Below are 23,284 nucleotides of genomic sequence, written 5' to 3' on the forward strand. Positions count from 1 at the left end.
GGCCTTTTTCTTTATCGCGTAAAGGGTTCTTCGCGTTATGCCGCGTCTTCACTCGCCTGCGGCACCGGCAAGCGGAAGCTGCGGGTCACCACCGCCAGGTAGATCAGGCCAATCGCCGCCCACACCAGGCCCAGCGTCATCGAGCTGGCTTCCAGGTTGATCCACAGTGCGCCTACGGTCAGCGCGCCCATCACCGGCAGGATCAGGTAGTTGAAGGTATCCTTCAGCGTGCGGTTCAGCTTGTCGCGGATATAGAACTGCGAAATCACCGACAGGTTGACGAAGGTAAAGGCCACCAGCGCGCCGAAGTTGATCAGGGCGGTTGCGGTTACCAGGTCAAACGACACCGCCGACAGCGCGATAGCGCCTACCAGCAACACGTTCAACGCCGGGGTGCGCCATTTCGGATGCACATAGCCGAAGAAACGGGTTGGGAATACGCCGTCGCGGCCCATCACGTACATCAGGCGCGAAACGCCGGCGTGCGCCGCCATGCCGGAAGCCAATACGGTCACGCAGGAGAACACCAGGATCACCGACTGGAAGAACTTGCCCGCCACGTACAGCATGATTTCAGGCTGCGACGCATCAGGATCCTTGAAGCGCGAGATGTCCGGGAAGTACAGCTGCACAAAGTAAGACACCACGATGAAGATCACGCCGCCGATCAATGCCGTCAGGAAGATGGCTTTCGGGATGACCTTCTCCGCGTCTTTGGTTTCTTCAGACAACGAGCTGATGCCGTCGAAACCGAGGAACGAGAAGCACAGGATGGTCGCACCGGTAATCATCGGCACCACGTGGGCGTTTTCAGACCAGAACGGACGGCTGCTGACCAGCGTGCCGGCGCCTTCGCCGTGATAAACGCCGTTAATCACCAGGCCGAGGAACACGATCATGATAGCCACCTGCACCACCACGATGATCGAGTTCAGGTTCGCCACCAGCTTGATGCCGCGCAGGTTGAAGAGGGTCATCAAACCGACCAGCACGGCCACGAAGATCCACGACGGCACCCCTGGGAAGATGGCTTCCAGGTAAATTTTGGCCAACAGGATGTTGATCATCGGCATGAACAGGTAGTCCAGCAGCGATGACCAGCCCACCATAAAGCCGACGTGCGGGCTGATGGCTTTCTGGGCGTAGGTGTAGGCGGAACCGGCTGAAGGGAATTTCTTCACCAGTTTGCCGTAGCTCAGGGCGGTAAACAGGATCGCCAGCAGAGCGAAGGCGTACGCGGTCGCGACGTGACCGTCGGTCAGGCCGGATACGATGCCGAAGGTATCGAAGATGGTCATTGGCTGCAGGTAAGCCAGGCCCATCATCACTACCGGAACCAAAGTCAGAGTTTTACGCAGTTGGGTGCGTTGAGCCGGAGCGGCGCTGATGATGTTATCGGACATTGTTCAGCCCCCCCTTACCTTCTGCCTTGCGGATGGTGGACACGCCAAGACTTAAGGTTGCGGGGAAACTTCGCAACGAGCGACTTAATTCTAAAAGAAGGGGATTGGAAGCTGGATAACGGGTCAAGGAAGCCTCGACTGCTCCATAATCGCTGCGGCCGCAGCGGAAACCGGCGGGCACCGGTGCTAAAGTGAAAAATTGCCCCATCTTTCTTATCCTCATGAGTCACGACCATAAAGTTTTGTTTGATCGTGCACGAAACTATTTATCTATCCGGATCGGTGTCCGGCCTCGCTTGGTGTATGAAACGCTCAGTTTGTAAAACGCAAATGCAAAAAAAATAACCGACGCTTTAAAACGTCGGCTATCTGCATTGGGGGTATTTTGCACCAGAATGCCTCCGGATGACAAGATCCAGAAACCTTCTTACACAAATTTCTTTCGGCGATCGTACGGAAAACGCGCCCACCAGGCGAATTAATCCGCTACTAACCCGCTCGCCGCCAGAACAATGTCACTTACTTTACGCCCATTCAGGCGTTTTTCAACATCCAGTCGATTTCGGTTTCCGTCACCAGCCGCTCGAACTGCATCAGCTCATCCATCTTGCAGGCGTGGTAAACCTGGGCGAAACGCTCGCCGAGATACTGCGTCAGCTCGCGCTGGTGTTCAAACTCATACAGCGCGTCGCTCTGGCGGATCGGGAACGGCAATCCTTCCTGTTCCAACCCGTTGCCGGTGACCGGCTCAGGCAACGGCAGCTCATTGTCCAGCCCGTACAGGATCCCCGCCAGAATGGCGGCCACCACCAGATAGGGGTTGGCGTCGGCGCCGGCGACACGGTATTCCACCCGGTGGTTTTCCGGCTCGCCGATCGGAATGCGCAGCGCCACGGTGCGGTTGTTATGCCCCCAGGAAGCCTGCGTCGGCACATACATGCCCGGTTGGAAACGGCGGAAAGCGTTAACGTTCGGCGCCAACAGCGCCATCGAAGCCGGCATCAGGGTGATCATTCCGGCCAGCGCGCGGTGCAGCAGCGCTGAATCCTCCCCTTCGGCATCGACGAACCGGTTTTTCCCCTCGCCGTCCAGCATGCTGACATGCACATGCATGCCGCTGCCGGCGTATTCTTCGTAGGGTTTGGCCATAAAGGTGGCGTGCAGGTGATGGTTTTCCGCCACCAGGCGCACCAGCCGCTTCAGCGCCAGCGCGTGGTCGCAGGCCTGCAGCACGTTGTCGGTATGCTTGAGATTGACCTCAAACTGCCCCGGCGACGCCTCGGCCACCGCGCCGTCGGCCGGCAGCCCCTGCATCTGCGCCAGGCTGTCAATGTCGTTCAATACCTCGGCGAAGTGGTTCAGGTTATCCAGCGAATAGACCTGGCTCTGCATATTGCGCTCCTGGGTGCCGGGCGCACAGGGCGGCTGCAGATAACCCTCAGAGTCTCGCTGTCGATCGATGAGATAGAACTCCAACTCTACCGCTACCACCGGGAACAAGCCGCGCTGGCGCAACGCCTGCCAAACTCGATTCAGCACATTGCGGGGTTCAACGTCAAAGGGAGTACCATCTTCATCCAGCATGGTCAGCAACACCTGACCGATATTGTCCGGATCCGCCGCCGAGGGCGTCAGCGAGCCGGGCACCGGCATGCACACGCGATCCGGTTCGCCCAGCTCCTGGCCCAGGCCGGCCTCTTCCACCACGTTGCCGAGAATATCCATAGCGAATACCGAGGCGGGGAAGTAACAGCCTTTTTCCAGTTTTTTCAGCCCTGAGACGGGAATGCGTTTGCCGCGGAAGGAACCATTCAGATCGGTGAGAAGGATATCGATATACTGCGTGGCGGGATGGCGTTCCAAATAGTGAGCAACCTCACGTTGGAACGCGCTACTTCGCCTCTCTTCATTATGCTGTGCGAAATTTTCAACTGCTGCGATATTGGTTTGCATACATCACCCGCCATTATGCTTTGAGAGCGCCTGCGCGCCCGCTTGCCGATCGGTTCAACACATGGTCTGATTTCTCTGTAGACTGCGCCGACGCTGGCGCTCAAAATAACATCCATAATATGAAACATAGCCTTAACAGAATTGGTTTGCAAATGTTACAATCCTGTTTGATTATTCGCCACCGGCTGCTAAATTGATAAAATATTGACCGAAAAGGCCTTGGTGCCGTTTTCGCGTGCAGAATTTCGTCCGCCGTACCGAGGGTGAACATGGGCAATATATTTTCCAAACCCAACCCAACTACCGATATCATGCTGCATCGATATCACTCAGGCAGGCGCCCGATACCGATTTTCATTTCTGCCTGCCGTTCCTACCAGAAGGAAGTACCGCTATGAGCGAAGTCAGCTTGGCGCCGGGTAAGCGCCTGTCACAGATCCGTCTGCAATTGGGTTTGTCGCAGCGCCGGGTCGCCGAACTGTCCGGGTTAACCCACAGCGCAATCAGCACCATCGAACAGGACAAAGTCAGCCCGGCCATCAGCACGCTGCAAAAGCTGCTGAAGGTGTATGGGCTGTCGCTGTCGGAATTCTTTGCCGAACCGGAAGCCGCCGATGAACCGAAGGTGGTGATAAACGCCGAAGATCTGATCGAGATCGGCAGCCAGGGCGTTTCGATGAAGCTGGTGCACAACGGCAACCCGGCGCGCAACCTGGCGATGATGCTGGAAACCTACCAGCCCGGCACCACCACCGGCGAGAAGATCAAGCACCAGGGCGAAGAGATCGGCACCCTGCTGGAGGGCGAAATCGTGCTGACCATCAACGGCCAGAGCTACTGCCTGTCCGCCGGCCAGAGTTACGCCATCAACACCGGCATTCCGCACAGCTTCAGCAATACCTCGGCGCGCGTCTGCCGCATCGTCAGCGCGCATACCCCCACCACCTTCTGACCCAGCCGGGCGGAGGACGCATGACGGAACACGTTGCCAGCTACTACGCCGCTACCGCCAATCCGCATGCGCCCTACCCGGCGCTGAGCGAAGACATTCATTGCGACGTCTGCATCGTCGGCGGCGGCTTTAGCGGCCTGTCGTCGGCGTTGCACCTGGCGGAGGCCGGTTACGACGTCGTGTTGCTGGAGGCGGCGCGCATCGGCTGGGGCGCCAGCGGGCGCAACGGCGGCCAGGTGGTGAACTCCTACAGTCGCGACGTCGACGTGATCGAAGCGCGCTACGGCGCCGCCACCGCCGCCATGCTCGGCGGCATGATGTTCGAAGGCGCGCAAATTATCCGCCAGCGCATCGATCGCTACGCCATCGCCTGTGATTACCGCCCCGGCGGCCTCTTCGCCGCGCTCAACGCCAAACAGTGCCGCCATCTGGAACGCCAGCAGGCCAACTGGCGGCGCTACGGCAACGATCGCCTTGAGCTGCTCGACCGGCCAGGCATCCGGCGCGAAATCGCCAGCGAGCGTTACATCGGCGGGCTGTTGGATCACCATGGCGGCCACCTGCACCCGCTCAACCTGGCGCTGGGCGAAGCCGAGGCGATACGCGGCCACGGCGGACGGCTGGAAAACAACGTCTATTACCTGCAGGGCGACAGCGGCCACGGCGTTACCTTTACCCATCTGGCCGGCCGGCTGATCGCCGAACTGCTGCGCGGCGACGCCGAACGCTTCGATGCCTTCGCCAGGTTGCCGCACCTGCCGTTCTTCGGCGGCCGCCAACTGCGCGTGCCCTTCACCGCGCTCGGCGCCGCCTATTACGCGCTGCGCGACCGTTTGGGGCTGTAATCCACCCTCGCTTTGGGCCAACAACGCTTTTTCATCTTGCTTATGCCATTTAGTGGCTTGCTAAAGCCGCAATCTGTGTTACAAAAGATCACCTTTAGCCATCTAAACACCTAAACGGCTTAATTACGCTATGTCAATCGCCACGCCCTCGCGCCTCGAGATGCGCAATATCTCGATCGCTTTCGCCGGTTTCCACGCGCTGCAGAACGTCGATTTCACGCTGCAGGGCGGCTCCACCCATGCGCTGGTCGGCGCCAACGGCGCCGGCAAGTCCACGTTGATGGCGATCCTTTCCGGCACGCACCCGCATTACCAGGGGGAAATCCGCATCGATGGCGCGGCGGTGGACATCCGCAGCCCGCTGCAGGCGCGCCGGCACGGCATCCATCTGGTGCAGCAGGAAGTCGACGTAGCCCTGATCCCTCAGCTGTCGGTCGCGGAAAACATCATGCTGGACTGGCTCAATGAACCGGGCCACCTGCTGAACTGGGCGGCGTTGCGTCGCCACGCCGCCCAGCTGCTGCTGCTGCTGGATTCGCCGCTCAACCTGCGCCGGCGTATGGCGGATTGTACGCTGGCGGAAAAGCAGCAGGTGCTGCTGGCGCGTGCGCTGTCGCACCGCTGCCGTTTTCTGGTGCTGGACGAACCCACCGCGCCGCTGGATCGTACCGAAAGCGAGCGCCTGTTTCAGGTAGTCCGCCGCCTGCGCGCCGAAGGCATCGGCATCGTGTTTATTTCCCATCGCATTCACGAATTGAGCGAGATTTGCGACCGCATGACGGTGCTGCGCGACGGGCGCCACGTCAGCGAGGACGGCATGCGCGATCTGAGCGGCGAGCAGGTGGTCGAGAAAATGCTCGGCCACCGGCTGGACGATATCTTCCCGCCGCCGCGGCCGCCGCATGGCGATCGTCCGCTGCTGCAGGTGCAGGGGTTGCACGACAGGCACAAGCTGCGCGACGTGTCGCTGCGGCTGCATCAGGGGGAAATCCTCGGTATCGCCGGGCTGGCCGGCGCGGGCAAAACCGAACTGTGCAAAGCCCTGTTCGGCGCCTCACCGGCGCGAGTCGAACGCGGTGAGCTGCGCGGCCAACCCTGGGCGCCGCGCGCGCCGCATCTCTCGGTCGAACAAGGGCTGGCGCTGGTGCCGGAAGAACGCCGCAAGGAAGGCATATTTATCGACGAAGCGATCCCAATGAACCTGAGCGTCAGCGCCGACGACAGCTTCTCCCGCTGGAGCCTGTTCAGCCGCAGCCGGGAGCTGAGCTGGGCGCGGGATATCATGCAGCGCCTGAACATTCGCGCCGCCGGCCCGCAACAGCGGTTGGCGCGGCTCTCCGGCGGCAATCAGCAAAAGGTGGCGATCGGCAAATGGCTGCGCGGCGACGCGCAGGTGCTGATCTTCGACGAACCGACCAAGGGCGTGGACATCAAGGCCAAACAAGAGCTGTTCACCCTGATCGACGGCCTGGCGCGCGCCGGTAAAGGCATCATCTACGCCTCCGGCGAGTTCTCCGAACTGGTCGGCCTGTGCGATCGCATCTGCGTGCTGTGGGACGGCCGCGTAGTGGCGGAGCTGAACGCCGCCGACGTCGATGAAGAAACGCTATTACTGTATTCCACCGGAGGAACCCCAGCGTGAGTAACGAATTATCCCTGAAGAACGCCCATCCCTGGCGCCACCAGCTGTTCGAGTTTCTCTACAAATGGGGGATGCTGCTTACGGTAGTGGCGCTGATCGCGCTGTTCGGCCTGGCGTCGGATAACTTCCTCGATCCCAATAACATCGTCAATATCCTGCGCTCCATCGCCATCGTCACGGTGATCGCCATCGGCGTTTCCATTTCGCTGTCGGTCGGCGGTTTTGATCTGTCCGTCGGTTCCACCGCCTCGTTGGCCAATGCGCTGGTGATTTCGCTGTTCGCCTGGTACGGCTTCGGCACCACCGGCGCTATCCTGCTGACGCTGCTGCTCTGCACGCTGGTCGGCCTGTTCAACGCCTTTCTGATCGTGGTGCTGAAAATCCCCGATATGCTGGCCACCCTCGCCAGCCTGTTCGTGATCCAGGGCGTGGCGATGACCTATAGCTACGGCGGCTCGATTACCCAAAACATGGTGATGCCGAACGGCGATATGGCGGAAGGTTTGATCCCGGAGGCGTTTTCCGCCCTCGGCCAGGTGCCGGTGATTGTGCTGATCATGTTGGTGGTCACCCTGGTGGTGCAGCTGTTTTTGTCGCTGACCAAGCACGGCCGCCGCATGTACGCCATCGGCGGCAACCCGGAGGCGGCCCGCCTTTCGGGCATCCGCACGGCACGTTACAGGGTTGCAGCTTATGCTATTTCTTCACTGCTGGCCGCGCTCGGCGGCATATTGTTGGCGTCACGTATTGGCTCTTCGCAGGTCAATGCCGGCGGCGGCTACCTGATGGATGCCGTCGCTGCCGCCTATATCGGCTTCTCGTTGGCCGGCTCCGGCAAACCCAACGCGCTCGGCACCCTGGTTGGGGCGGTGATCCTCGGCGTGCTGCAAAACGGCCTGGTGATGCTCTCCGTGCCCTACTACGCAATGGACATTATTAAAGGCCTGGTGCTGGCCCTGGCGCTGGCGATCACCTATATCCAAAAACGCTGACCCTCCCGGCGCAGGCCTGCTGCGCCGCTTTACCTTTAATTCATCTGGTTAACTTTTCGCCTTAAGCTAATAAATATACAAATGATACGGATTATCATTTGCGTTTACATTTTTTTTGAAATCCTTACAATACCCTGACGCAACGCTGGCGGAACGATGCATTCCTCAGCAGTCATGGGATTATTTTACCTATTTTTCAACACGTTAATAAACAACACTAAACCAGGAAAGGTTTACCTCATGGAAAAGCCACGCTATAACAGACTCGCCGCATTGATTATCGCCTCATTCAGCAGCACCGGCGCGCTGGCCGCACCGCAGAACGACGCCCAGGACACCATGGTCGTCACCGCCTCCGGTTTCCAGCAAAAAATCCAGGATTCCGCCGCCTCTATCTCGGTGATCCCGCGCCAGCAGATTGAAGACAAAGCCTACCGCGACATCACCGACGCACTGAAAGACGTGCCGGGGGTGGTGGTCACCGGCGGCGCCAGCAGCAGCGACATCAGCATTCGCGGCATGTCGTCCAAATACACGCTGATCCTGGTGGACGGCAAGCGGGTAGACACCCGCGGCACCCGCCCGAACAGCGACAACTCAGGCATCGAGCAAGGCTGGCTGCCGCCGATGGAAGCCATTGAACGCATCGAAGTGGTGCGCGGGCCGATGTCATCGCTGTATGGCTCCGACGCCATGGGCGGCGTAATCAACGTCATCACCCGCAAAACCTCCAAGAGCGAGTGGAAAGGTTCACTGCACGGCGACGCCACCCTGCAGGAAAACCGCGACTCCGGCGATCTGTTCCAGACCAATGCCTACGCCTCCGGCCCGCTGATTGACGGCCTGCTCGGCCTGCGGGTCAATGGCCTGCTGTCGCGCCGCGCCGAAGACAAAATTCTTAACGGTTTCAATGAGCAGCGTATGCGCAGCGGCACCGCGGTGTTCACGCTGACCCCGGACGAGAAAAACGAATTCGACTTCGAAGTCGGCCGCTCGCTGCAGGATCGCAACAGCACCCCGGGCAAATCCATGGCAACCGAAAACTGCCGCAATAAGAAGTGTACGCCCAACAGCAACAGCGACAGCCTTTACACCCGCACCAACTATGCCCTGACCCACAACGGCTACTACGATTTCGGCAACTCCACCAGCTACATTCAGCGTGAAGAAACCAACAATCCGGGCCGTAACATGAAGATGTACAACACCATCTTCAATACCCAGAATCAGTTCGAGCTGGGTTCCCACATGCTGAACGTCGGCGGACAGTACCGTTACGAGAAACTGAGCGATGCGGGCAATCAGTTGGAAGCCGCCGACGGTTTGAACAAATTGACGCGCTGGAGTTGGGCATTGTTCGCCGAAGACGAATGGGCGCTGACCAACGACTTCAGCCTGACCACCGGCATCCGTATGGATAAGGATCAAAACTACGGCAATCACTGGACGCCGCGCATGTACGGCGTTTGGCACCTGACCGAACAGTGGACGCTAAAAGGCGGCGTCTCCGCCGGCTACCGTTCGCCGGACCTGCGCCAATCCTCCGCCAGTTGGGGGCAAATTACCGGTGGCGGACGCAAGTCGATCATTATCGGTAACCCGGATCTGCAGCCAGAAAAGAGCCTGAGCGAAGAGATCGCCGTGATGTGGGACAACCAGAAAAACCTGAACGCCGGCGTGACCTTATTCAATACCGACTTTAAAGACAAAATCACCGAAGTACGCCGTTGCGATAGCGGCGATGGCGATGCGCAATGCATGATAGGCAACACGCCTTACTATTTCATCAGCGATCGCATCAACGTCGACAAGGCCAATATGCGCGGCGTAGAAGCCACCTTCGGCTGGCAGATAGCCAAAGACTGGAAGTGGGACACCAACTACACCTTCACCTCGTCAGAGCAGAAAAGCGGTGACTTCCAGGGCAAACCGCTGAATCAGATGCCGAAACATATGGTAAATACCGTACTGAACTGGCAGGCCACCCACGATCTGAGCCTGTGGTCGCGCGTCAACTTCCGCAGCAAAACCTCGGACTACCTGAGCCGATCGTCGATGTCCAAAAGCACGCCGTCTTACACCTTTGTCGACGCCGGTCTGAGCTATCAGGCGGCGAAAAACCTGCAGCTGACCGGCGGGGTTTACAACATTCTCGACAAGATCGTGGATTACGATCATTACAACACCACGCTGGACGGCCGTCGTTACACCGTCGGCATGAGCTACAACTTCTGATGCCAAGCTGGGCGCGCATTGCGCGCCCTTTTCTTTTATCATGCCGGCGTGAAGGATTTTTCTTTTAATGGCGGAGAAGGCTCAATGGGTTTTGGCGATATATTTCTGATTATTGTTATTCCCCTCACCAGCCTGATGATAATGCGCGAAGGGGTGAAGGGTTACCGCAGGGGCGCTGTCGATACCCTGGTGAAAGGCTCGGCGGTCAGGGTGTATGCGTATAAATCAGAACAACCCATCAGCTTCTACTTTCACGTGATCTTCTATATTTTGGCGGGCATCGCCGGCTGGGTATTAATCCTGTACCTGTATCTCTGGCGCTGATCGCCATAGGTAAACCTAATGCCAAGGCGCGCGAGCCACAACTGGCTCCGCGCCCTGTTCAACCGGTCAAATCACCGGCTGGTTAACCAAACCGTCGATCAGCACCTGCGGCGTGCCCTGCGAGCAGCGCTCGATACGGCCGCGCACGCCGTAGACCCGCGCTAGGCTGTGCGGCGTAATCACCTGTTCCGGCGCGCCGTCGGCAATCACATCGCCATCCTGCAGCATCAGCACGTGGTCGCCATGGCGCAGCGCGATGTTGATGTCATGCACCACCACCACCGTCACGATATTGCGCCTGCGGGTTTCGCGCCGTACCAGATCCATCACGTGGAACTGGTAATTGAGATCCAGCGCGCTCAAGGGTTCGTCGAGCAGCAGCAGCGAAGGCTGGCGGATCAGCGACTGCGCCAAACCCACCAGCTGTTTCTGGCCGCCGGACAGCTGATCGAGATAGCTCAGGGCCAGATGGGCGATGCCCAGTTGCTCCAGCAAAGCCATCACTTCCGCTTCGCTGCCGGCGTTGCTGCGGCCGCCCGAAGCGCGCTGCGCCACGATGATCGACTCCAGCACGTGCAGGTGCACCCCGGCGGGCAGCGATTGCGGCAGGTACACCACCTTCTCCGCCCGGCGGGCGAACGGCATCTGCATCAGATCGCCCTCGTCCAGCCACAGCTTGCCCTGCGCCGGATTCAGCCCGGCCAGCGAACGCAGCAGCGTGGATTTGCCGCTGCCGTTAGGGCCCAGCAGCACGGTGATCTGGCCGCGCGGCAGCATCGGCACCGAAAGATCGCGGATAACCTGGCGCTTAGGGTAGCCGGCCGAGAAATGCTCGATACGCAGACCCTGGCTCATACATTCCCCCGGTGGCGCAGAATAATGCTCAGGAAGAACGGCACGCCCACCAGCGAGGTAACGATGCCGACCGGAATGATGACGCCCGGAACCAGATTTTTCGACGCCACAGAGGCCATCGACAATACCAGTGCGCCAATCAGGGCGCTGGCCGGCAGATAGAAGCGGTGATCTTCACCAAAAATCATGCGGGCGATATGCGGCGCCACCAGGCCGATAAAACCGATGGGGCCGACAAAGGCCACCGCCAGCGCGGAGAGAATGCTGATGCGCAGCAAGGTGGTCAGGCGCAGGCGGCGCACGTCGATGCCGAAACTCACCGCCCGGTCTTCCCCCAGGCGCAGCGCGGTCAGCTTCCACGAGCTCATCATCGACAACGGCAGCAGCACCGCGAAGACGCCGAGCAGAATGCCCAGTTTATCCCAGGATGCGCGCGCCAGGCTGCCCATGGTCCAGAACACCAGCCCCTGCAGCGTGTCTTCGCTGGCGATGAACTGCATCATCGACACCAGCGCGTTGAAGGTAAACACCAGCGCGATGCCGAACAGCACCACCCCGGAGGAGGCCACCCGCGTCCAACGCGTGATGCCGTCCAGCATCAGCGCGGCGAACAAAGCGAAAATAAAGGCGTTGGCCGAGATGAACCATTGGTCCGGAATGCCCGGAATGCCGATGCCCAGCACGATGGCCAGCGCAGCGCCAAAAGCCGCGGCGGAGGATACGCCCAGGGTAAAAGGGCTGGCCAGCGGGTTGTTGAGGATAGTCTGCATTTCGGCGCCGGCCAGGCCAAGCGCAAAGCCTACCACCACCGCCATCAGCGCGTAAGGCAAGCGAATATCCCAGACGATCACTCGCGTGCCGGCGTCCGCCGCCGCGGGATCAATCAACGTTTGCCACAGGGAGGACAGCGAAAGCCCGGATGGGCCCATGGTGAAATCCAGCAGCAGCGAGCCAAGGATCGCCAGTGCCAACACGCCCATAATCAGTAAGCGGTGGCGCAAAATATGCTGATAACGCCCCATGACGTTGGCGTCGGGTTGCCCCTTGGCGCCGGTGACGGGATCGGTGGATACGCTCATTATTTCGGATACCTGTTACGACGATAACGATAGCGGCAGGCGAAAGGCCGCTTCTACCTGGAAAGTGTGCTGCATTAACCGTTAAGCAGCCGCTAACAATAAAGCAAACGATAATACTTATCAATCATCTCGGGTGCTGTAAGCGAGCATATCAATATGTAACGCATTATTTTTTATACCTATTATTCAGAGCGCGCCTTGGCCGCAATAATGTAGTTTCGCAGGGTTAATAATTCCGAAAGTGCCCCCCGATACGGCCTGGTTGTAACAAACGCCGGAAAAACCACATAGAATCCAAAACCGAAGCGTTCCGCGAGGCGTTCTCCGCGTGCGGACTGATTTTCAGGCCCCAGAGTACAGGGGCCTTATTGACGAGGCAGTAATGAGAAGTGCACCCCCCGCGTTAACGCCCAAAAGGCCGGCGCTGCTGAATTGGCTGCTGCACAGCCCGCGGCACGCCGATAGCGACCCGTTTAAACGCCAGATGCGACGCTCTCTGGCGCCCTCCCCCCATACGCCCTGGCTGAACGCCGCCGGCCCGGCCGCGCTGCTGGTGGGCTACGCCTGGCTAAGCCACATGCTTGTCGGCGCGGCGCTGTTGCTGTCGCTGCTGTTGCTGACCGCCTGCCGCAGCATGCTGGCGCGCCGGCCCCCACTGCCCTGGCCGAACGCCATGCCGGTGACGATGCTGCTGTGGGTGGCGCTGGTCGGCGTCAGCGCGCTGCTGGCGATGCTGTCGGGCCGCCTGGTGCTGATTTTGTTTGCCGGGCTGGTGATTACCGCCCTGGCCTGCTGGCTGATGCACCGCCACGCCGCCGCGCCGCGTTTCGCTCTGCTGGAAGTCATGCTGCTGACCTTGCCCTATTTGCTGACCGCGCCGCTGTCGCGCGTGCAAAACCTGTTCCTGCTGGCCGACATCGCGCCGCTGTGGCTGTTACTGGCGCACGGCATGATTGCCGTCTATCACCGGCAATTGGCGCTGAACCTCACCCTCGCCTGGGAAAAACAGCAGGCGGCGCATCGCGATCCGCTCACCGGCTTTCTGAACCGCAGCGGCGGCGAAGCGGTGATGCGCGATATCTGCCAGCCATCGGCGACGCTGCACCCGCTTTCGCATCTGTTTATTATCGAGTTCGGCCCGCTGGCGGCGCTGTATCAGAGCCACGGCGTGCAGATCGGCGATGACGTGCTGCGCACCGTCGGCGAGCGCCTCAGGATGCTGATCCGCCCCAACGACTTTGTCTGCCGCTACCTTGGCGGCCAGTTTGTGATCCTGGTGCACGATCTGCCATACGGCGCAGAGGGGGAATTTCTGGCGCGCATTATGCCCGCGCTGGAGGCGCCCTATACCTTTGGCGCTTTCGGCGAAGTGAAGATGCAGCTTAAGGCCGGCGTGCTGGCGCTGACGCAGGATTACGCAGCGGTGGACGATTTGATGGCGGCGGCGCAGCAGGCGCTGGCGGAGGCAAAAAGCGGCAATAATTATTAAAGAAGCAACGCGGCGGTAGCCCGCCGCGTTGCGCCGCGTGGATTATTTATTGACGTCCATCTTCGGGAATTCCATTTCGCTGTACTTCACGACACGTGTGCCGCGCGTCAGCTTGTAGCCGAACCAGATGATCAGGAACAGCGGAATGCCGATATAGGTCGCGGTCACGCCGTACCAGTCGATTTTGTCTTGCAGGAACGCCTGGTAGTTTTGCCCCAGCGTGATGATCAGGCAGAGTACGAAGGCGAAGATCGGCCCCAGCGGGAAGAAGCCGGAGCGATACGGCAGATCGTTCAAGTCGCGCCCCTGCAGCATGTAGCCGCGGCGGAAGCGGTAATGGCTGATGGCGATACCCAGCCAGGCGATAAAGCCGGTCATGCCCGAGGTGTTCAACAGCCACAGGTAGACTGACTGATTGCCGAACATGGAGCTCAGGAAGCACAGGCCCGCCACCAGCGTAGTGGCATAGAGCGCATTGCGCGGCACGCCGCCTTTCGACAGTTTGGCGAAGATGCGCGGCGCCTTGCCTTCCGAAGCCAGGGTAAACAGCATGCGGGTTGAAGCGTACATGCCAGAGTTGCCGGCGGACAGCACCGCGGTCAGGATCACCGCGTTCATCACCGCCGCCGCCGACAGCAGGCCGGCATGCTGGAACACCAGGGTGAACGGGCTGACGCTGATGTCTTTAACGTCGTTGCGCAACAGGCTCGGATCGGTATAAGGAATGATCAGGCTGATGATCAGGATGGCGAAGATATAGAACAGCAAGATACGCCAAAACACCTGACGCACCGCGCGCGGAATGTTTTTGCCCGGGTTTTCCGACTCGCCGGCGGCGATGCCGATAAGCTCGGTGCCCTGGAATGAGAAGCCGACGATCATCGCCACGCCTATCATCGCCGAGAAACCGCCAGCGAAGGGCGCATCCCCTACCGTCCAGTTCTGCCAGCCGGCATGCTCGCCGCCCTTCAGAATGCCGAAGATCATCAGCACGCCGATGCCGATAAAGATAATGACCGTGGTCACCTTGATCAGCGAGAACCAGTATTCCGCTTCGCCGAAGCCTTTAACCGAAATGTAGTTAAGCAGGAACATCAGGCCGAGGAACAGCGCGCTCCAGATCCAGCCCGGCGTATCGGGGAACCAATAGGTCATCACCAGCTGCGAAGCCACCAGGTCAACGGCGATGGTAACCGCCCAGTTGTACCAGTAGTTCCAGCCCAGCGCGAAGCCGAAGCCCTCTTCCACGTATTTGGCGCCGTAGGTGGAGAATGAACCGGACACCGGCATAAAGGCCGCCAGTTCGCCGAGGCTGGTCATCAGGAAGTACACCATCAAACCGATCAGGGCGTAGGACAGCAATGCCCCGCCTGGGCCGGCCTGAGAAACCGTAGCGCCCGAGGCGACAAACAGGCCGGTGCCGATGGAACCGCCAATGGCGATCATGGTTAAATGCCGGGCTTTCAGCTCGCGGCGCAATCCGGGTGCTTGCTGCCCCGATGTTTTTATATCCTGCTGAGCCATTCTTACCCTATCTGCTCGTCAAAAATGAGGGCGGATTGTAACAAATACCCACCGATGAACTAGCAACATTGCACTGATATAAGATAGCTTCATAACTCAGCGGCAATTATTAGCAGCGGGCCAGTTAGCCTTACTTACTGTCATTAATGTGACAAGGCGCAGGTTTTTATGCTTATTTTTCCTGCGCGGAGGCGAGATTTGCGTAGTGAAGAATTACAGCGTGCAGTAGCTGAGGAAACGCTGCAGCGCGTTGGAGATGTGTTTCTGCCGGTGGTGAATCAGATACAGGGTACGCATCAGCGGCGGCAGCGGCACCTTCAGCTCCACCAGCGCGCCGCTGGCCAACTGCTCGCCCACCACCCGCCGCGACAGGCAGCTGATGCCAATGCCGTGGCGCACCGCGTGCTTGATGGCCTCCGAGTTGCCCAGCTCCATCACCAGCTGGAAATGCGGCAGATGGGCCAGCAGCAAGTGGTCCAGCACTTCGCGGGTGCCCGAACCGCGCTCGCGCAGGATCCAGGGCGCATTGGCCAACGCCGCCAGCGTCAGCGGCTGCTGCGCCAACGGGTTATCCGGCGCGGCGAACACCACCAGTTCATCTTCCTGCCAGGGCTGAGTCACCAGCTCCGGCATATGGCATGGCCCTTCGATCAGCCCCAGATCGACGCGGAAATCCGCCACCGCCACGATCACGTCCTGGCTGTTGCCGACGTTCAGCTCCAGCGGCGTGTCCGGAAAACTCTGCCTGTAGCGGGCGATCATCTCCGGCAGCATATAGTTGCCGATGGTGCTGCTGGCGGCGATGCGCAGCGCGCCGCCGTCGTGGCGGAACAGTTGCTCAATTTCCCCCGCCTGCTCGAGCAACGACAGAGCTTTGGGATACAGCAACCGGCCGTGTTCGTTGATCACCAGCCGCTTGCCGACGCGGTCGAACAGTTGGACGCCCAGTTGACCCTCCAAATCCGCCAACGCCGCGCTGACCGCCGATTGCGACAGCGCCAGCACCACCGAGGCCTGAGTGGTCGAACCGCTTTTCAGCACTTCGGTGAAAACTTCCAGTTGACGCAGGGTGATATGCATAGCCGTCTCGGTGTTAAAGGGTGGCGCATTGGAAAAGCCACTGAAATGATTGCAAAATTCGCGCCGCCATTCATCCGGCGGCGCCTTATAAGATTACCACATCTGCAGGATCCGGCATGCGACGCCGCCGATTACTTGCCTAATTCAACCAGGTGCGCCGCCTGAGCCAGCACCGGTTCCAGCGGGGTGCCCGCCTCGTCCCGCTGTTTCAGCTTCAGCGCCGCGGCGATGGCATCGCGCCCGATCGCCTTGTTCTCTTCAATCAGCAGCCTCACCGCACGCCCCAGCTCCAAATCTATCAGCTCTCTACCTTGGTCATCGGTATCCATCAGTGACTCCTGCTCGCTTTGGGAAATTAGCGGATAGCTCCGCCTGCTCGCTGAACCTGAAGCTTCATCCAGCGCCCTTTCAACATAGCCCCGATGCCGGTTTAAGCCAGCACCTTTCATGCGCCCTTAATACCACTTATTCAGATAGGTTATAAATATATAATCAATTTCTCTTTTATGCCGCGAAAACGTAGTCTGTCAGCAAGAAATTTGATGAAGGACTGACTCTATGGCGACTGATACCACACACACCTTCCCGGAACGGCGATACCCCCTGTTTGGCCTGCCGAGGCTGGTGCCGGGGCTGCTGCTGACCGGCGCGCTGACCGCGTTAGCCATCTGGGCCGGCAATATTCCCCGGGTGGCGGGATTGGGGCTGGGGGCGCTGACGCTGGCGATCCTGTTCGGCATTCTGGTGGGCAACACGCTTTATCCCTGGCTGCAGCCCAGCTGCCACAGCGGAGTGCAGTTAGCCAAGCAGCGTCTGCTGCGCCTGGGGATCATCCTTTACGGCTTCCGGCTGACCTTTCAGCAAATCGCCGACGTCGGCGCCACCGGCATCGTTATCGACGCGCTGACGCTGACCACCACCTTCCTGCTGGCTTGCTGGCTGGGCAAGAAAGTGTTCGGCATCGACAGCCAGACCGCAATGCTGATCGGCGCCGGCAGCAGCATCTGCGGCGCGGCGGCGGTGATGGCGACCGAACCGGTGCTGAAAGCGGACTCCAGCAAAGTGGCGGTAGCAGTGGCCACCGTGGTGGTGTTCGGCACGCTGGCGATCTTCGCCTACCCCTGGCTGTATCAGCTGAATGCGCATTTCCAGTGGATGCCGTTCAGCCAGGAAAGCTTTGGTATTTACGCCGGTTCCACCATTCACGAGGTGGCGCAGGTAGTGGCCGCCGGGCACGCCATCGGGCCGGACGCCGAGAACGCCGCAGTGATCGCCAAAATGATCCGCGTGATGATGCTGGCGCCCTTCCTGTTGCTGATTTCCGGCTACATCAGCCGCGGCGGTGCAGCGAGCAAGGCGGACAAATCCGCCATCACCATTCCGTGGTTCGCCGTGCTGTTCATTGGCGTCGCCGGGCTGAACTCGTTCAACCTGCTGCCGGCGACGCTGGTGCGGCACCTGATTACCGCCGACACCTGGATGCTGGCGATGGCGATGGCGGCGCTGGGGCTGACCACCCACATCAGCGCGGTGCGTCAGGCTGGGGTAAAACCGATTCTGCTGGCCACCCTGCTGTTCGTCTGGCTGATCGTCGGCGGCGCCGCGATTAACCAACTGGTGCAACACCTGTTTTAATCCTCCCTGCGGCCCGCTCCGGCGGGCCATTTTTTTCCGCCATTCAATCTGCCCGCCATCAATGCCATAATGACGCCGATAACACAGGAGAATGAAAATGAAGTTTGTCGGTGCACATGTCAGCGCGTCAGGCGGCGTGGATCAGGCGGTTATCCGCGCGCACGAATTAGAGGCGACCGCATTCGCCCTGTTCACCAAAAATCAGCGTCAATGGAAGGCCGCGCCGCTGCCCGCCGACGTGATTGATAAATTCAAGAGCGCCTGCGCCCAGTACGGCTTCGGGCCGGGGCAGATCCTGCCGCACGACAGCTACCTGATCAACCTGGGCCACCCGGTGGCCGAAGCGCTGGAAAAATCGCGCGACGCTTTCCTTGATGAAATGCAGCGCTGTGAACAGCTGGGGCTCACGCTGCTCAACTTCCACCCGGGCAGCCATCTGCTGCAGATAGAGGAAGATAAATGCCTGGCGCGCATCGCCGAATCGATCAATATCGTGTTGGATAAAACCGAGGGCGTAACGGCAGTGATCGAAAACACCGCCGGCCAGGGCAGCAATCTGGGGTTCAAATTCGAGCACCTGGCGGCGATCATCGACGGCGTGGAAGACAAAAGCCGCGTTGGCGTTTGCATCGACACCTGCCACGCCTTTGCCGCCGGTTACGATCTGCGTACCGAAGAAAACTGCGAACAAACCTTTAAGCAGCTGGGCGATATCGTCGGTTTCAACTACCTGCGCGGCATGCACCTGAACGACGCCAAAAGCGAGTTCAACAGCCGCGTCGACCGCCACCACAGCCTGGGCGAAGGCAACATCGGCAAAACGGTGTTCAGCTACATCATGCGCGATCCGCGCTTCGACAATATTCCGCTGATCCTCGAAACGGTGAACCCGGATATCTGGGCGGAAGAAATCGCCTGGCTGAAGGCGCAGCAGTAAAGCCCGCTCATTCGCGTAATGCCGGTCAGTTAAGCCTGACTGGCATTTTTTTATCCAATCTCTGTTTGCTCCGTGCAGGAGGAATTGCCGTAAATACCCTGCATTTCTCTGCTACCGCAATGAACGGCAATTGGAGGGGCCGAAGGCGCGGCCCCTCCCCCCGCGCCCTCGCTTAACACCGTCTGTCCTGCGGGAATTACTCGGCCCGTCCTGGGCCTCGCCCCTTCGGGGCCGCCAACCGTCTGATTGGGCAAGGGCGGGGGTTGCAAGGGACCGCGCCTACGGTCCCTTGCTCGGTCGAGGCGCGTGAGTCTCATGGTGCATCTCACCTTTATTGACCGAAAACTTCACGAACGCCCGCAGAAAAACGCTAACTGACAAGCATTAGAGCCTGAGCTCCGGTTTTTTTATATCGCTTGCGCCGCCTTAAGCAGCAGTGGCCACCGGCGCCTCGGCACGTTTCAGCAAGGCGTAAGCCACGCCCGCCAGCAGCGTACCGGCGGCGATCGCCACCAGATACAGCAGCACCGGCGTGATGGCGCCCGGGATCAGCAGCACAAACAGCCCGCCGTGCGGCGCCATCAGCTTGGCGCCGAACGCCATCGACAGCGCGCCGGTCAGCGCCCCGCCGGCGATGCAGCATGGCAGCACGCGCATCGGGTCGCGGGCGGCAAACGGGATAGCGCCCTCAGAAATAAAGCACAGACCCAGCACCAGCGCCGCTTTACCGCCTTCTTGCTCGGATTTCTGGAACTTGCGGCGCGCCAGCAGCGTCGCCAGCCCCATCGCCAGCGGCGGCACCATGCCCGCGGCCATAATCGCCGCCATAGGCGCATACACCGACGAACTCAGCAGCGCCACGCCGAAGGCGTAAGCCGCCTTATTGACCGGGCCACCCATGTCGGTACACATCATTGCGCCCAGGATAGCCCCCAGCAGCACCGCATTGGCGGTACCCAGCGACTGCAGCCAATGGGTCAGGCCTTCCATGATTTTCGCCACCGGCGTGCCGACCACGTAAATCATGATCAGGCCGGTGATCAGGCTGGCCACCAGCGGAATGATCAGAATCGGCTTCAGCGCCTCCATGCTCTGCGGCAGATGCAGCTTGCCGCTGATCGCCCTGGCGACATAGCCCGCCAGGAAACCGGCGATGATGCCGCCGAGGAAGCCAGCCCCGGTGCTGACCGCCAGCATGCCGCCGATCAGGCCCGGCGTCAGGCCCGGACGATCGGCGATCGAGAAGGCGATAAAACCGGCCAATACCGGCACCATCAGCGCAAACGCCGAGCCGCCGCCGATCTGCATCAGCGCCGCCGCCAGGGTGCCTTTCTCTTCAAACGCCTTGATGCCGAACACGAACGACAGCGCGATGCACAGGCCGCCGGCCACCACCATCGGCAGCATGTAGGACACGCCGGTCAGCAGGTGGCGATAAGGGCCGTTGCCCTCTTTCTTTTTCCCTGCAGGGGCCGCACCGCCGCTTTTTTGCGGCTGAAAGACTTCAGCTTCGGCCAGCGCCTTGTCCAGCTCCTGCGCAGTTTTCTTCAGCGCCAACCCGGTCGACGTGCGGTACATCGGCTTACCGGCAAACTTGTCCAGATCCACTTCGATGTCCGCAGCCACCATTACCAAATCGGCCGCCGCCACTTCTTCCGGCGTGATGGCATTGCCGGCGCCCACTGAGCCGCGGGTTTCCACCTTCACCCACCAGCCACGTTTTTTGGCTTCACTTTCAATGGCTTCTGCCGCCATAAAGGTGTGCGCCACCCCGGTTGGGCAGGCGGTGATCGCCACGATGCGCTTTTGCCCGGCGGCGTTTACCGGCACGGCCGCAGCAGCCGGCGTCCGGTAAAGCTGAGCGGCGCTTTTAGCCTGCGCCAGGAAGGCTTCCGGCTCGCGCACCGCGTGTTCAACTTCGCCAACATAAACCAATTTACCGTTCAGCGCGGCGTCGGCGGGCGCAGCCTGCCCCGCCACCACCACCAGTTCGGCATCCGCCGGCGACGCCACCAGCGTCAGGCCGGTTTTGGCCGCGGCGGCTTCCAGCATGCGTTTCGCCAGGTGGCTGCGGGCCTGCCCCAGCGAACTGTCTATCATCAGCAGCGTTTTCATTCTGCCTCCTGCTTATGGGTTGAAAGGTTTCAGGTCGACGCGCGCCATCATCGCGGCCAACTGGGGACGATCGGTCACGCCGACGTTGCTCTGGCTTACCGCCAGCGCGGCCACGGCGGTGGCCAAACGCAAGGTATGTTCACTGGACTCGCGCATCAGCAGGCCGTAAATCAGGCCGCCGACCATCGAATCGCCGGCGCCCACGGTGCTGACCACCTCGCAGGATGGCGGTTTGGCGATCCAGGCGCCGGAGGCGTTCACCCACAGCGCGCCCTCGGCGCCGAGAGATATCACCACGTGGGCGATGCCCTGATCGCGCAGCGCATGCGCGGCTTCCACCACGTCCGCCAGCTGCGGCAGCGGGCGCCCCGCCCAAATTTCCAGCTCGCGGCGGTTCGGCTTCACCAGCCATGGCGCCGCTTTCAGCCCGGCGACCAGCGCCTCGCGGCTGCTGTCGAAAATAATGCATGGGCACTGCGCGCGCAGCCGGATCATCCAGTCGGTAAAGGCGTCGGGATCGACGCCGGCCGGCAGGCTACCGCTGACCGCCACCATGTCGAACTGGCCCAGCCAGCTCAGGGAATCATTGACGAAACGCTCCCAGTCCTGCGGCGTCACCTCAAAGCCCGAAAAGTTGAAATCGGTCACTTCGCCGTCTTTTTCGGTCAGCTTGACGTTGATGCGGGTACGGCCCGGCACCACCTGGAAGCGGTTGGCGATGCCCAGATCGCTGAACAGCAACTGGAAGCCGTCCTGGTTGTCTTTGCCCAGAAAACCGCCGACGGTGACGTCGATGCCCAAATCCTTCAACACTTTGGCGACGTTAATCCCTTTGCCGGCGGCGTGCAGGCCGGCGGTTTTCACCCGGTTGACTTCCCCGCGTTCGATCTCCGGGCAAAAGCCCACCAGATCGTAAGCCGGGTTCAAGGTAATAGTTGCTACTCTTCTGCTCATGCTGCGCCCTCGCCCAGACCTTCAGTAATTGCTTCGCCGATCGCCTTCAGCGCGGCTTCAGCATCTTCTCCATTCGCGGTAAAGCGCAGGCGATGCCCTTTCTTCACGCCCAACGCCACCACCTTCATCAGGCTGCGCCCGTTGGCCGGTTTGCCGCTGCCGTCCAGGTTGGTGACGGTAATGTCACTGCTAAATTGCTTGATCACGTTAACCAGCGCGGTGCCCGGGCGGGCATGCAGGCCGTGTTCGTTGCGGATCACATATTCGGCGCTCAGCGTGGCGCTTTCTTCCGCCACGTCGCTGGTCAGCAGCGCCAGCAGGGTCGCGGCGTCGGCGTTCAGCAGCCGTTCAGCTTTATTGGCCAACAGCAGATCGCCGAGGTAGTTCAGCACCGCCAGCGGCTGCGGATCGGTGACGGACAGCGTCAGCAGCAGCGCCACTTTCTCGCCGTCTTCGTCGAACGCCTGCGCCGGGCGGCTGACGGTGGCCGCGCTGGCCAGGTTGCCTTCGGTGCTGTCGCTCAGCCAAATGCCCTGCCCCAGATTCAGCGGCCTGCGGGTAATGGCATCGCTGACGAACTGCGCGTTGACCGCGCCGATCTTCTGCAGACGGCCGGCGTTCAGCGCCTGCAGCGTCATCAGGCTGTCGGCGGCGACGTCGAGCGCAATCAGGGAAACGTCAAACTGGAATTCAGCCGACTTTTTCTCGCCCATCAGCAGGCTGCGCAGCTCTTGCGCGGAGTCGGTTTTCGCCAACTGCTCGGCGACGCTGTCGTCGCTCAGTACGTGGGTCAACTGGCGCAGCAGCGCCAAATGCTCGTCTGAGCGGGCGGCGATGCCGATCACCACATAGGCGGTCTGGCCTTCGCCCCATTCGATGCCCTGCGGGAACTGGAACACCTGCACGCCGGTGTTCAGCACCAGATCGCGGGTATCTGTGGTGCCGTGCGGAATGGCGATGCCATTGCCCAGATAGGTGGAGGTTTGCAGCTCGCGCTGCAGCATGCCGTCCACGTAGGCGGCGCTAACGCAGCCGGCCCCGGTAAGCGCGGCGGCCACCTGGCGGATGGCCTCCTGTTTGTCGCCGGCGGCGGCGCCCAGGTGAATGTCTTGCGGTGACAACTGGAACATGATTCTCCTCTCCTGCTGAATTGAATCGTTTCAGCTTCATTGAGAAAAAGGAGCGTTACCCACGGCCTAAACATGCCGACGATAACGCTGAAACGTTTCAAGGAGTGTGTGAGCAACGGGAGCCGAAAGCAAGTTTTCTC

General features: G+C 60.4%; 19 protein-coding genes. 9 read left to right on the forward strand and 10 right to left on the reverse strand.

The features are described 5' to 3' along the window. Positions 1–35 precede the first annotated feature (35 nt). Both KHA73_RS16090 and KHA73_RS16095 read right to left on the reverse strand, forming a co-directional pair. Positions 36–1,403 (reverse strand): APC family permease, encoded by a 1,368-nt coding sequence (locus KHA73_RS16090; RefSeq protein ID WP_234585376.1) that lies wholly within the window; start codon positions 1,401–1,403, stop codon positions 36–38. Positions 1,404–1,937: 534 nt separating this feature from the next. Then, entirely contained in the window at positions 1,938–3,356 is a 1,419-nt protein-coding gene (locus KHA73_RS16095; protein WP_234585378.1) for a glutamine synthetase family protein, read from the reverse strand. Positions 3,357–3,750: 394 nt separating this feature from the next. On the opposite strand from KHA73_RS16095, the gene puuR reads away from it, so the two are divergent. The 6 genes from puuR (at position 3,751) to KHA73_RS16125 (ending at position 10,346) form a co-directional block, all read left to right on the forward strand. Further along, positions 3,751–4,308: an HTH-type transcriptional regulator PuuR gene (gene puuR / locus KHA73_RS16100; protein ID WP_234585380.1), complete on the forward strand. Its 558-nt coding sequence runs from the start codon at positions 3,751–3,753 to the stop codon at positions 4,306–4,308. Between the two features lie 20 nt (positions 4,309–4,328). Then, positions 4,329–5,153 carry an NAD(P)/FAD-dependent oxidoreductase gene (locus tag KHA73_RS16105; RefSeq protein ID WP_234585382.1) on the forward strand — a complete coding sequence of 275 codons (825 nt, stop codon included), beginning with the start codon at positions 4,329–4,331 and terminating at the stop codon, positions 5,151–5,153. A gap of 130 nt (positions 5,154–5,283) precedes the next feature. Further along, on the forward strand, positions 5,284–6,795 hold the full coding sequence (locus tag KHA73_RS16110; RefSeq protein ID WP_234585383.1) for a sugar ABC transporter ATP-binding protein: 1,512 nt from the start codon (positions 5,284–5,286) through the stop codon (positions 6,793–6,795). Then, positions 6,792–7,787 carry an ABC transporter permease gene (locus tag KHA73_RS16115; RefSeq protein WP_234585385.1) on the forward strand — a complete coding sequence of 332 codons (996 nt, stop codon included), beginning with the start codon at positions 6,792–6,794 and terminating at the stop codon, positions 7,785–7,787. The genes KHA73_RS16110 and KHA73_RS16115 overlap by 4 nt, the downstream gene beginning before the upstream one ends. 240 nt (positions 7,788–8,027) lie before the next feature. After that, entirely contained in the window at positions 8,028–10,022 is a 1,995-nt protein-coding gene (locus tag KHA73_RS16120) for a ligand-gated channel protein (protein ID WP_234585386.1), read from the forward strand. Positions 10,023–10,106: 84 nt separating this feature from the next. After that, positions 10,107–10,346, forward strand: coding sequence for a DUF2542 family protein (locus KHA73_RS16125; protein WP_234585388.1), 240 nt, complete (start codon positions 10,107–10,109; stop codon positions 10,344–10,346). 66 nt (positions 10,347–10,412) lie between these two features. Here the strand turns inward: KHA73_RS16125 and KHA73_RS16130 are convergent, their stop codons facing one another. Both KHA73_RS16130 and KHA73_RS16135 read right to left on the reverse strand, forming a co-directional pair. Continuing rightward, positions 10,413–11,201 carry an ABC transporter ATP-binding protein gene (locus tag KHA73_RS16130; protein ID WP_234585390.1) on the reverse strand — a complete coding sequence of 263 codons (789 nt, stop codon included), beginning with the start codon at positions 11,199–11,201 and terminating at the stop codon, positions 10,413–10,415. After that, positions 11,198–12,280 (reverse strand): FecCD family ABC transporter permease, encoded by a 1,083-nt coding sequence (locus KHA73_RS16135; protein WP_234585392.1) that lies wholly within the window; start codon positions 12,278–12,280, stop codon positions 11,198–11,200. Before KHA73_RS16135 ends, KHA73_RS16130 begins: the two co-directional genes overlap by 4 nt. A 382-nt stretch (positions 12,281–12,662) precedes the next feature. Here KHA73_RS16135 and KHA73_RS16140 point away from each other — a divergent pair, with 382 nt between their 5' ends. Beyond that, positions 12,663–13,769, forward strand: coding sequence for a GGDEF domain-containing protein (locus KHA73_RS16140; protein WP_234585393.1), 1,107 nt, complete (start codon positions 12,663–12,665; stop codon positions 13,767–13,769). Between the two features lie 42 nt (positions 13,770–13,811). On the opposite strand, the gene KHA73_RS16145 is transcribed toward KHA73_RS16140, so the two are convergent. From KHA73_RS16145 to KHA73_RS16155, 3 genes are all read right to left on the reverse strand, one after another. Further along, complete coding sequence (locus KHA73_RS16145; RefSeq protein ID WP_234585394.1) at positions 13,812–15,293, reverse strand: amino acid permease; 1,482 nt, start codon at positions 15,291–15,293, stop codon at positions 13,812–13,814. Positions 15,294–15,506: 213 nt separating this feature from the next. Beyond that, a complete protein-coding gene (gene yieE / locus KHA73_RS16150) occupies positions 15,507–16,373 on the reverse strand; it encodes a DNA-binding transcriptional regulator YeiE (protein ID WP_234585395.1) in 867 nt (288 codons plus the stop codon). A gap of 131 nt (positions 16,374–16,504) precedes the next feature. Then, positions 16,505–16,702 carry a hypothetical protein gene (locus KHA73_RS16155; RefSeq protein ID WP_234585397.1) on the reverse strand — a complete coding sequence of 66 codons (198 nt, stop codon included), beginning with the start codon at positions 16,700–16,702 and terminating at the stop codon, positions 16,505–16,507. 229 nt (positions 16,703–16,931) lie between these two features. Here KHA73_RS16155 and KHA73_RS16160 point away from each other — a divergent pair, with 229 nt between their 5' ends. Further along, entirely contained in the window at positions 16,932–18,008 is a 1,077-nt protein-coding gene (locus KHA73_RS16160; protein WP_234585399.1) for a YeiH family putative sulfate export transporter, read from the forward strand. Between the two features lie 97 nt (positions 18,009–18,105). Then, positions 18,106–18,945: a deoxyribonuclease IV gene (gene nfo / locus KHA73_RS16165; RefSeq protein WP_234585400.1), complete on the forward strand. Its 840-nt coding sequence runs from the start codon at positions 18,106–18,108 to the stop codon at positions 18,943–18,945. Between the two features lie 426 nt (positions 18,946–19,371). Here the strand turns inward: nfo and fruA are convergent, their stop codons facing one another. The 3 genes from fruA to fruB are packed head-to-tail and all read right to left on the reverse strand — an operon-like array spanning position 19,372 to position 23,144. Then, positions 19,372–21,060 carry a PTS fructose transporter subunit IIBC gene (fruA, locus tag KHA73_RS16170; protein WP_234585401.1) on the reverse strand — a complete coding sequence of 563 codons (1,689 nt, stop codon included), beginning with the start codon at positions 21,058–21,060 and terminating at the stop codon, positions 19,372–19,374. 12 nt (positions 21,061–21,072) lie between these two features. Next, on the reverse strand, positions 21,073–22,014 hold the full coding sequence (gene fruK, locus KHA73_RS16175; protein ID WP_061795875.1) for a 1-phosphofructokinase: 942 nt from the start codon (positions 22,012–22,014) through the stop codon (positions 21,073–21,075). Continuing rightward, positions 22,011–23,144, reverse strand: a complete 1,134-nt coding sequence (gene fruB / locus KHA73_RS16180; protein WP_234585402.1) for a fused PTS fructose transporter subunit IIA/HPr protein — start codon at positions 23,142–23,144, stop codon at positions 22,011–22,013. Before fruB ends, fruK begins: the two co-directional genes overlap by 4 nt. Positions 23,145–23,284: the final 140 nt, after the last annotated feature.

Origin of the sequence: Serratia entomophila, from assembly GCF_021462285.1 — a bacterium.
Lineage (GTDB): Bacteria > Pseudomonadota > Gammaproteobacteria > Enterobacterales > Enterobacteriaceae > Serratia > Serratia entomophila.

Coding starts and splice junctions, on each gene's coding strand:
- nfo (WP_234585400.1), top strand. CDS start 18,106: ATGAAGTTTGTCGGTGCACATGTCAGCGCGTCAGGCGGCGTGGATCAG.
- yieE (WP_234585395.1), bottom strand. CDS start 16,373: ATGCATATCACCCTGCGTCAACTGGAAGTTTTCACCGAAGTGCTGAAA.
- KHA73_RS16155 (WP_234585397.1), bottom strand. CDS start 16,702: ATGGATACCGATGACCAAGGTAGAGAGCTGATAGATTTGGAGCTGGGG.
- KHA73_RS16130 (WP_234585390.1), bottom strand. CDS start 11,201: ATGAGCCAGGGTCTGCGTATCGAGCATTTCTCGGCCGGCTACCCTAAG.
- KHA73_RS16135 (WP_234585392.1), bottom strand. CDS start 12,280: ATGAGCGTATCCACCGATCCCGTCACCGGCGCCAAGGGGCAACCCGAC.
- fruA (WP_234585401.1), bottom strand. CDS start 21,060: ATGAAAACGCTGCTGATGATAGACAGTTCGCTGGGGCAGGCCCGCAGC.
- fruB (WP_234585402.1), bottom strand. CDS start 23,144: ATGTTCCAGTTGTCACCGCAAGACATTCACCTGGGCGCCGCCGCCGGC.
- KHA73_RS16090 (WP_234585376.1), bottom strand. CDS start 1,403: ATGTCCGATAACATCATCAGCGCCGCTCCGGCTCAACGCACCCAACTG.
- KHA73_RS16105 (WP_234585382.1), top strand. CDS start 4,329: ATGACGGAACACGTTGCCAGCTACTACGCCGCTACCGCCAATCCGCAT.
- puuR (WP_234585380.1), top strand. CDS start 3,751: ATGAGCGAAGTCAGCTTGGCGCCGGGTAAGCGCCTGTCACAGATCCGT.
- KHA73_RS16120 (WP_234585386.1), top strand. CDS start 8,028: ATGGAAAAGCCACGCTATAACAGACTCGCCGCATTGATTATCGCCTCA.
- KHA73_RS16145 (WP_234585394.1), bottom strand. CDS start 15,293: ATGGCTCAGCAGGATATAAAAACATCGGGGCAGCAAGCACCCGGATTG.
- KHA73_RS16125 (WP_234585388.1), top strand. CDS start 10,107: ATGGGTTTTGGCGATATATTTCTGATTATTGTTATTCCCCTCACCAGC.
- KHA73_RS16160 (WP_234585399.1), top strand. CDS start 16,932: ATGGCGACTGATACCACACACACCTTCCCGGAACGGCGATACCCCCTG.
- KHA73_RS16110 (WP_234585383.1), top strand. CDS start 5,284: ATGTCAATCGCCACGCCCTCGCGCCTCGAGATGCGCAATATCTCGATC.
- KHA73_RS16140 (WP_234585393.1), top strand. CDS start 12,663: ATGAGAAGTGCACCCCCCGCGTTAACGCCCAAAAGGCCGGCGCTGCTG.
- KHA73_RS16095 (WP_234585378.1), bottom strand. CDS start 3,356: ATGCAAACCAATATCGCAGCAGTTGAAAATTTCGCACAGCATAATGAA.
- fruK (WP_061795875.1), bottom strand. CDS start 22,014: ATGAGCAGAAGAGTAGCAACTATTACCTTGAACCCGGCTTACGATCTG.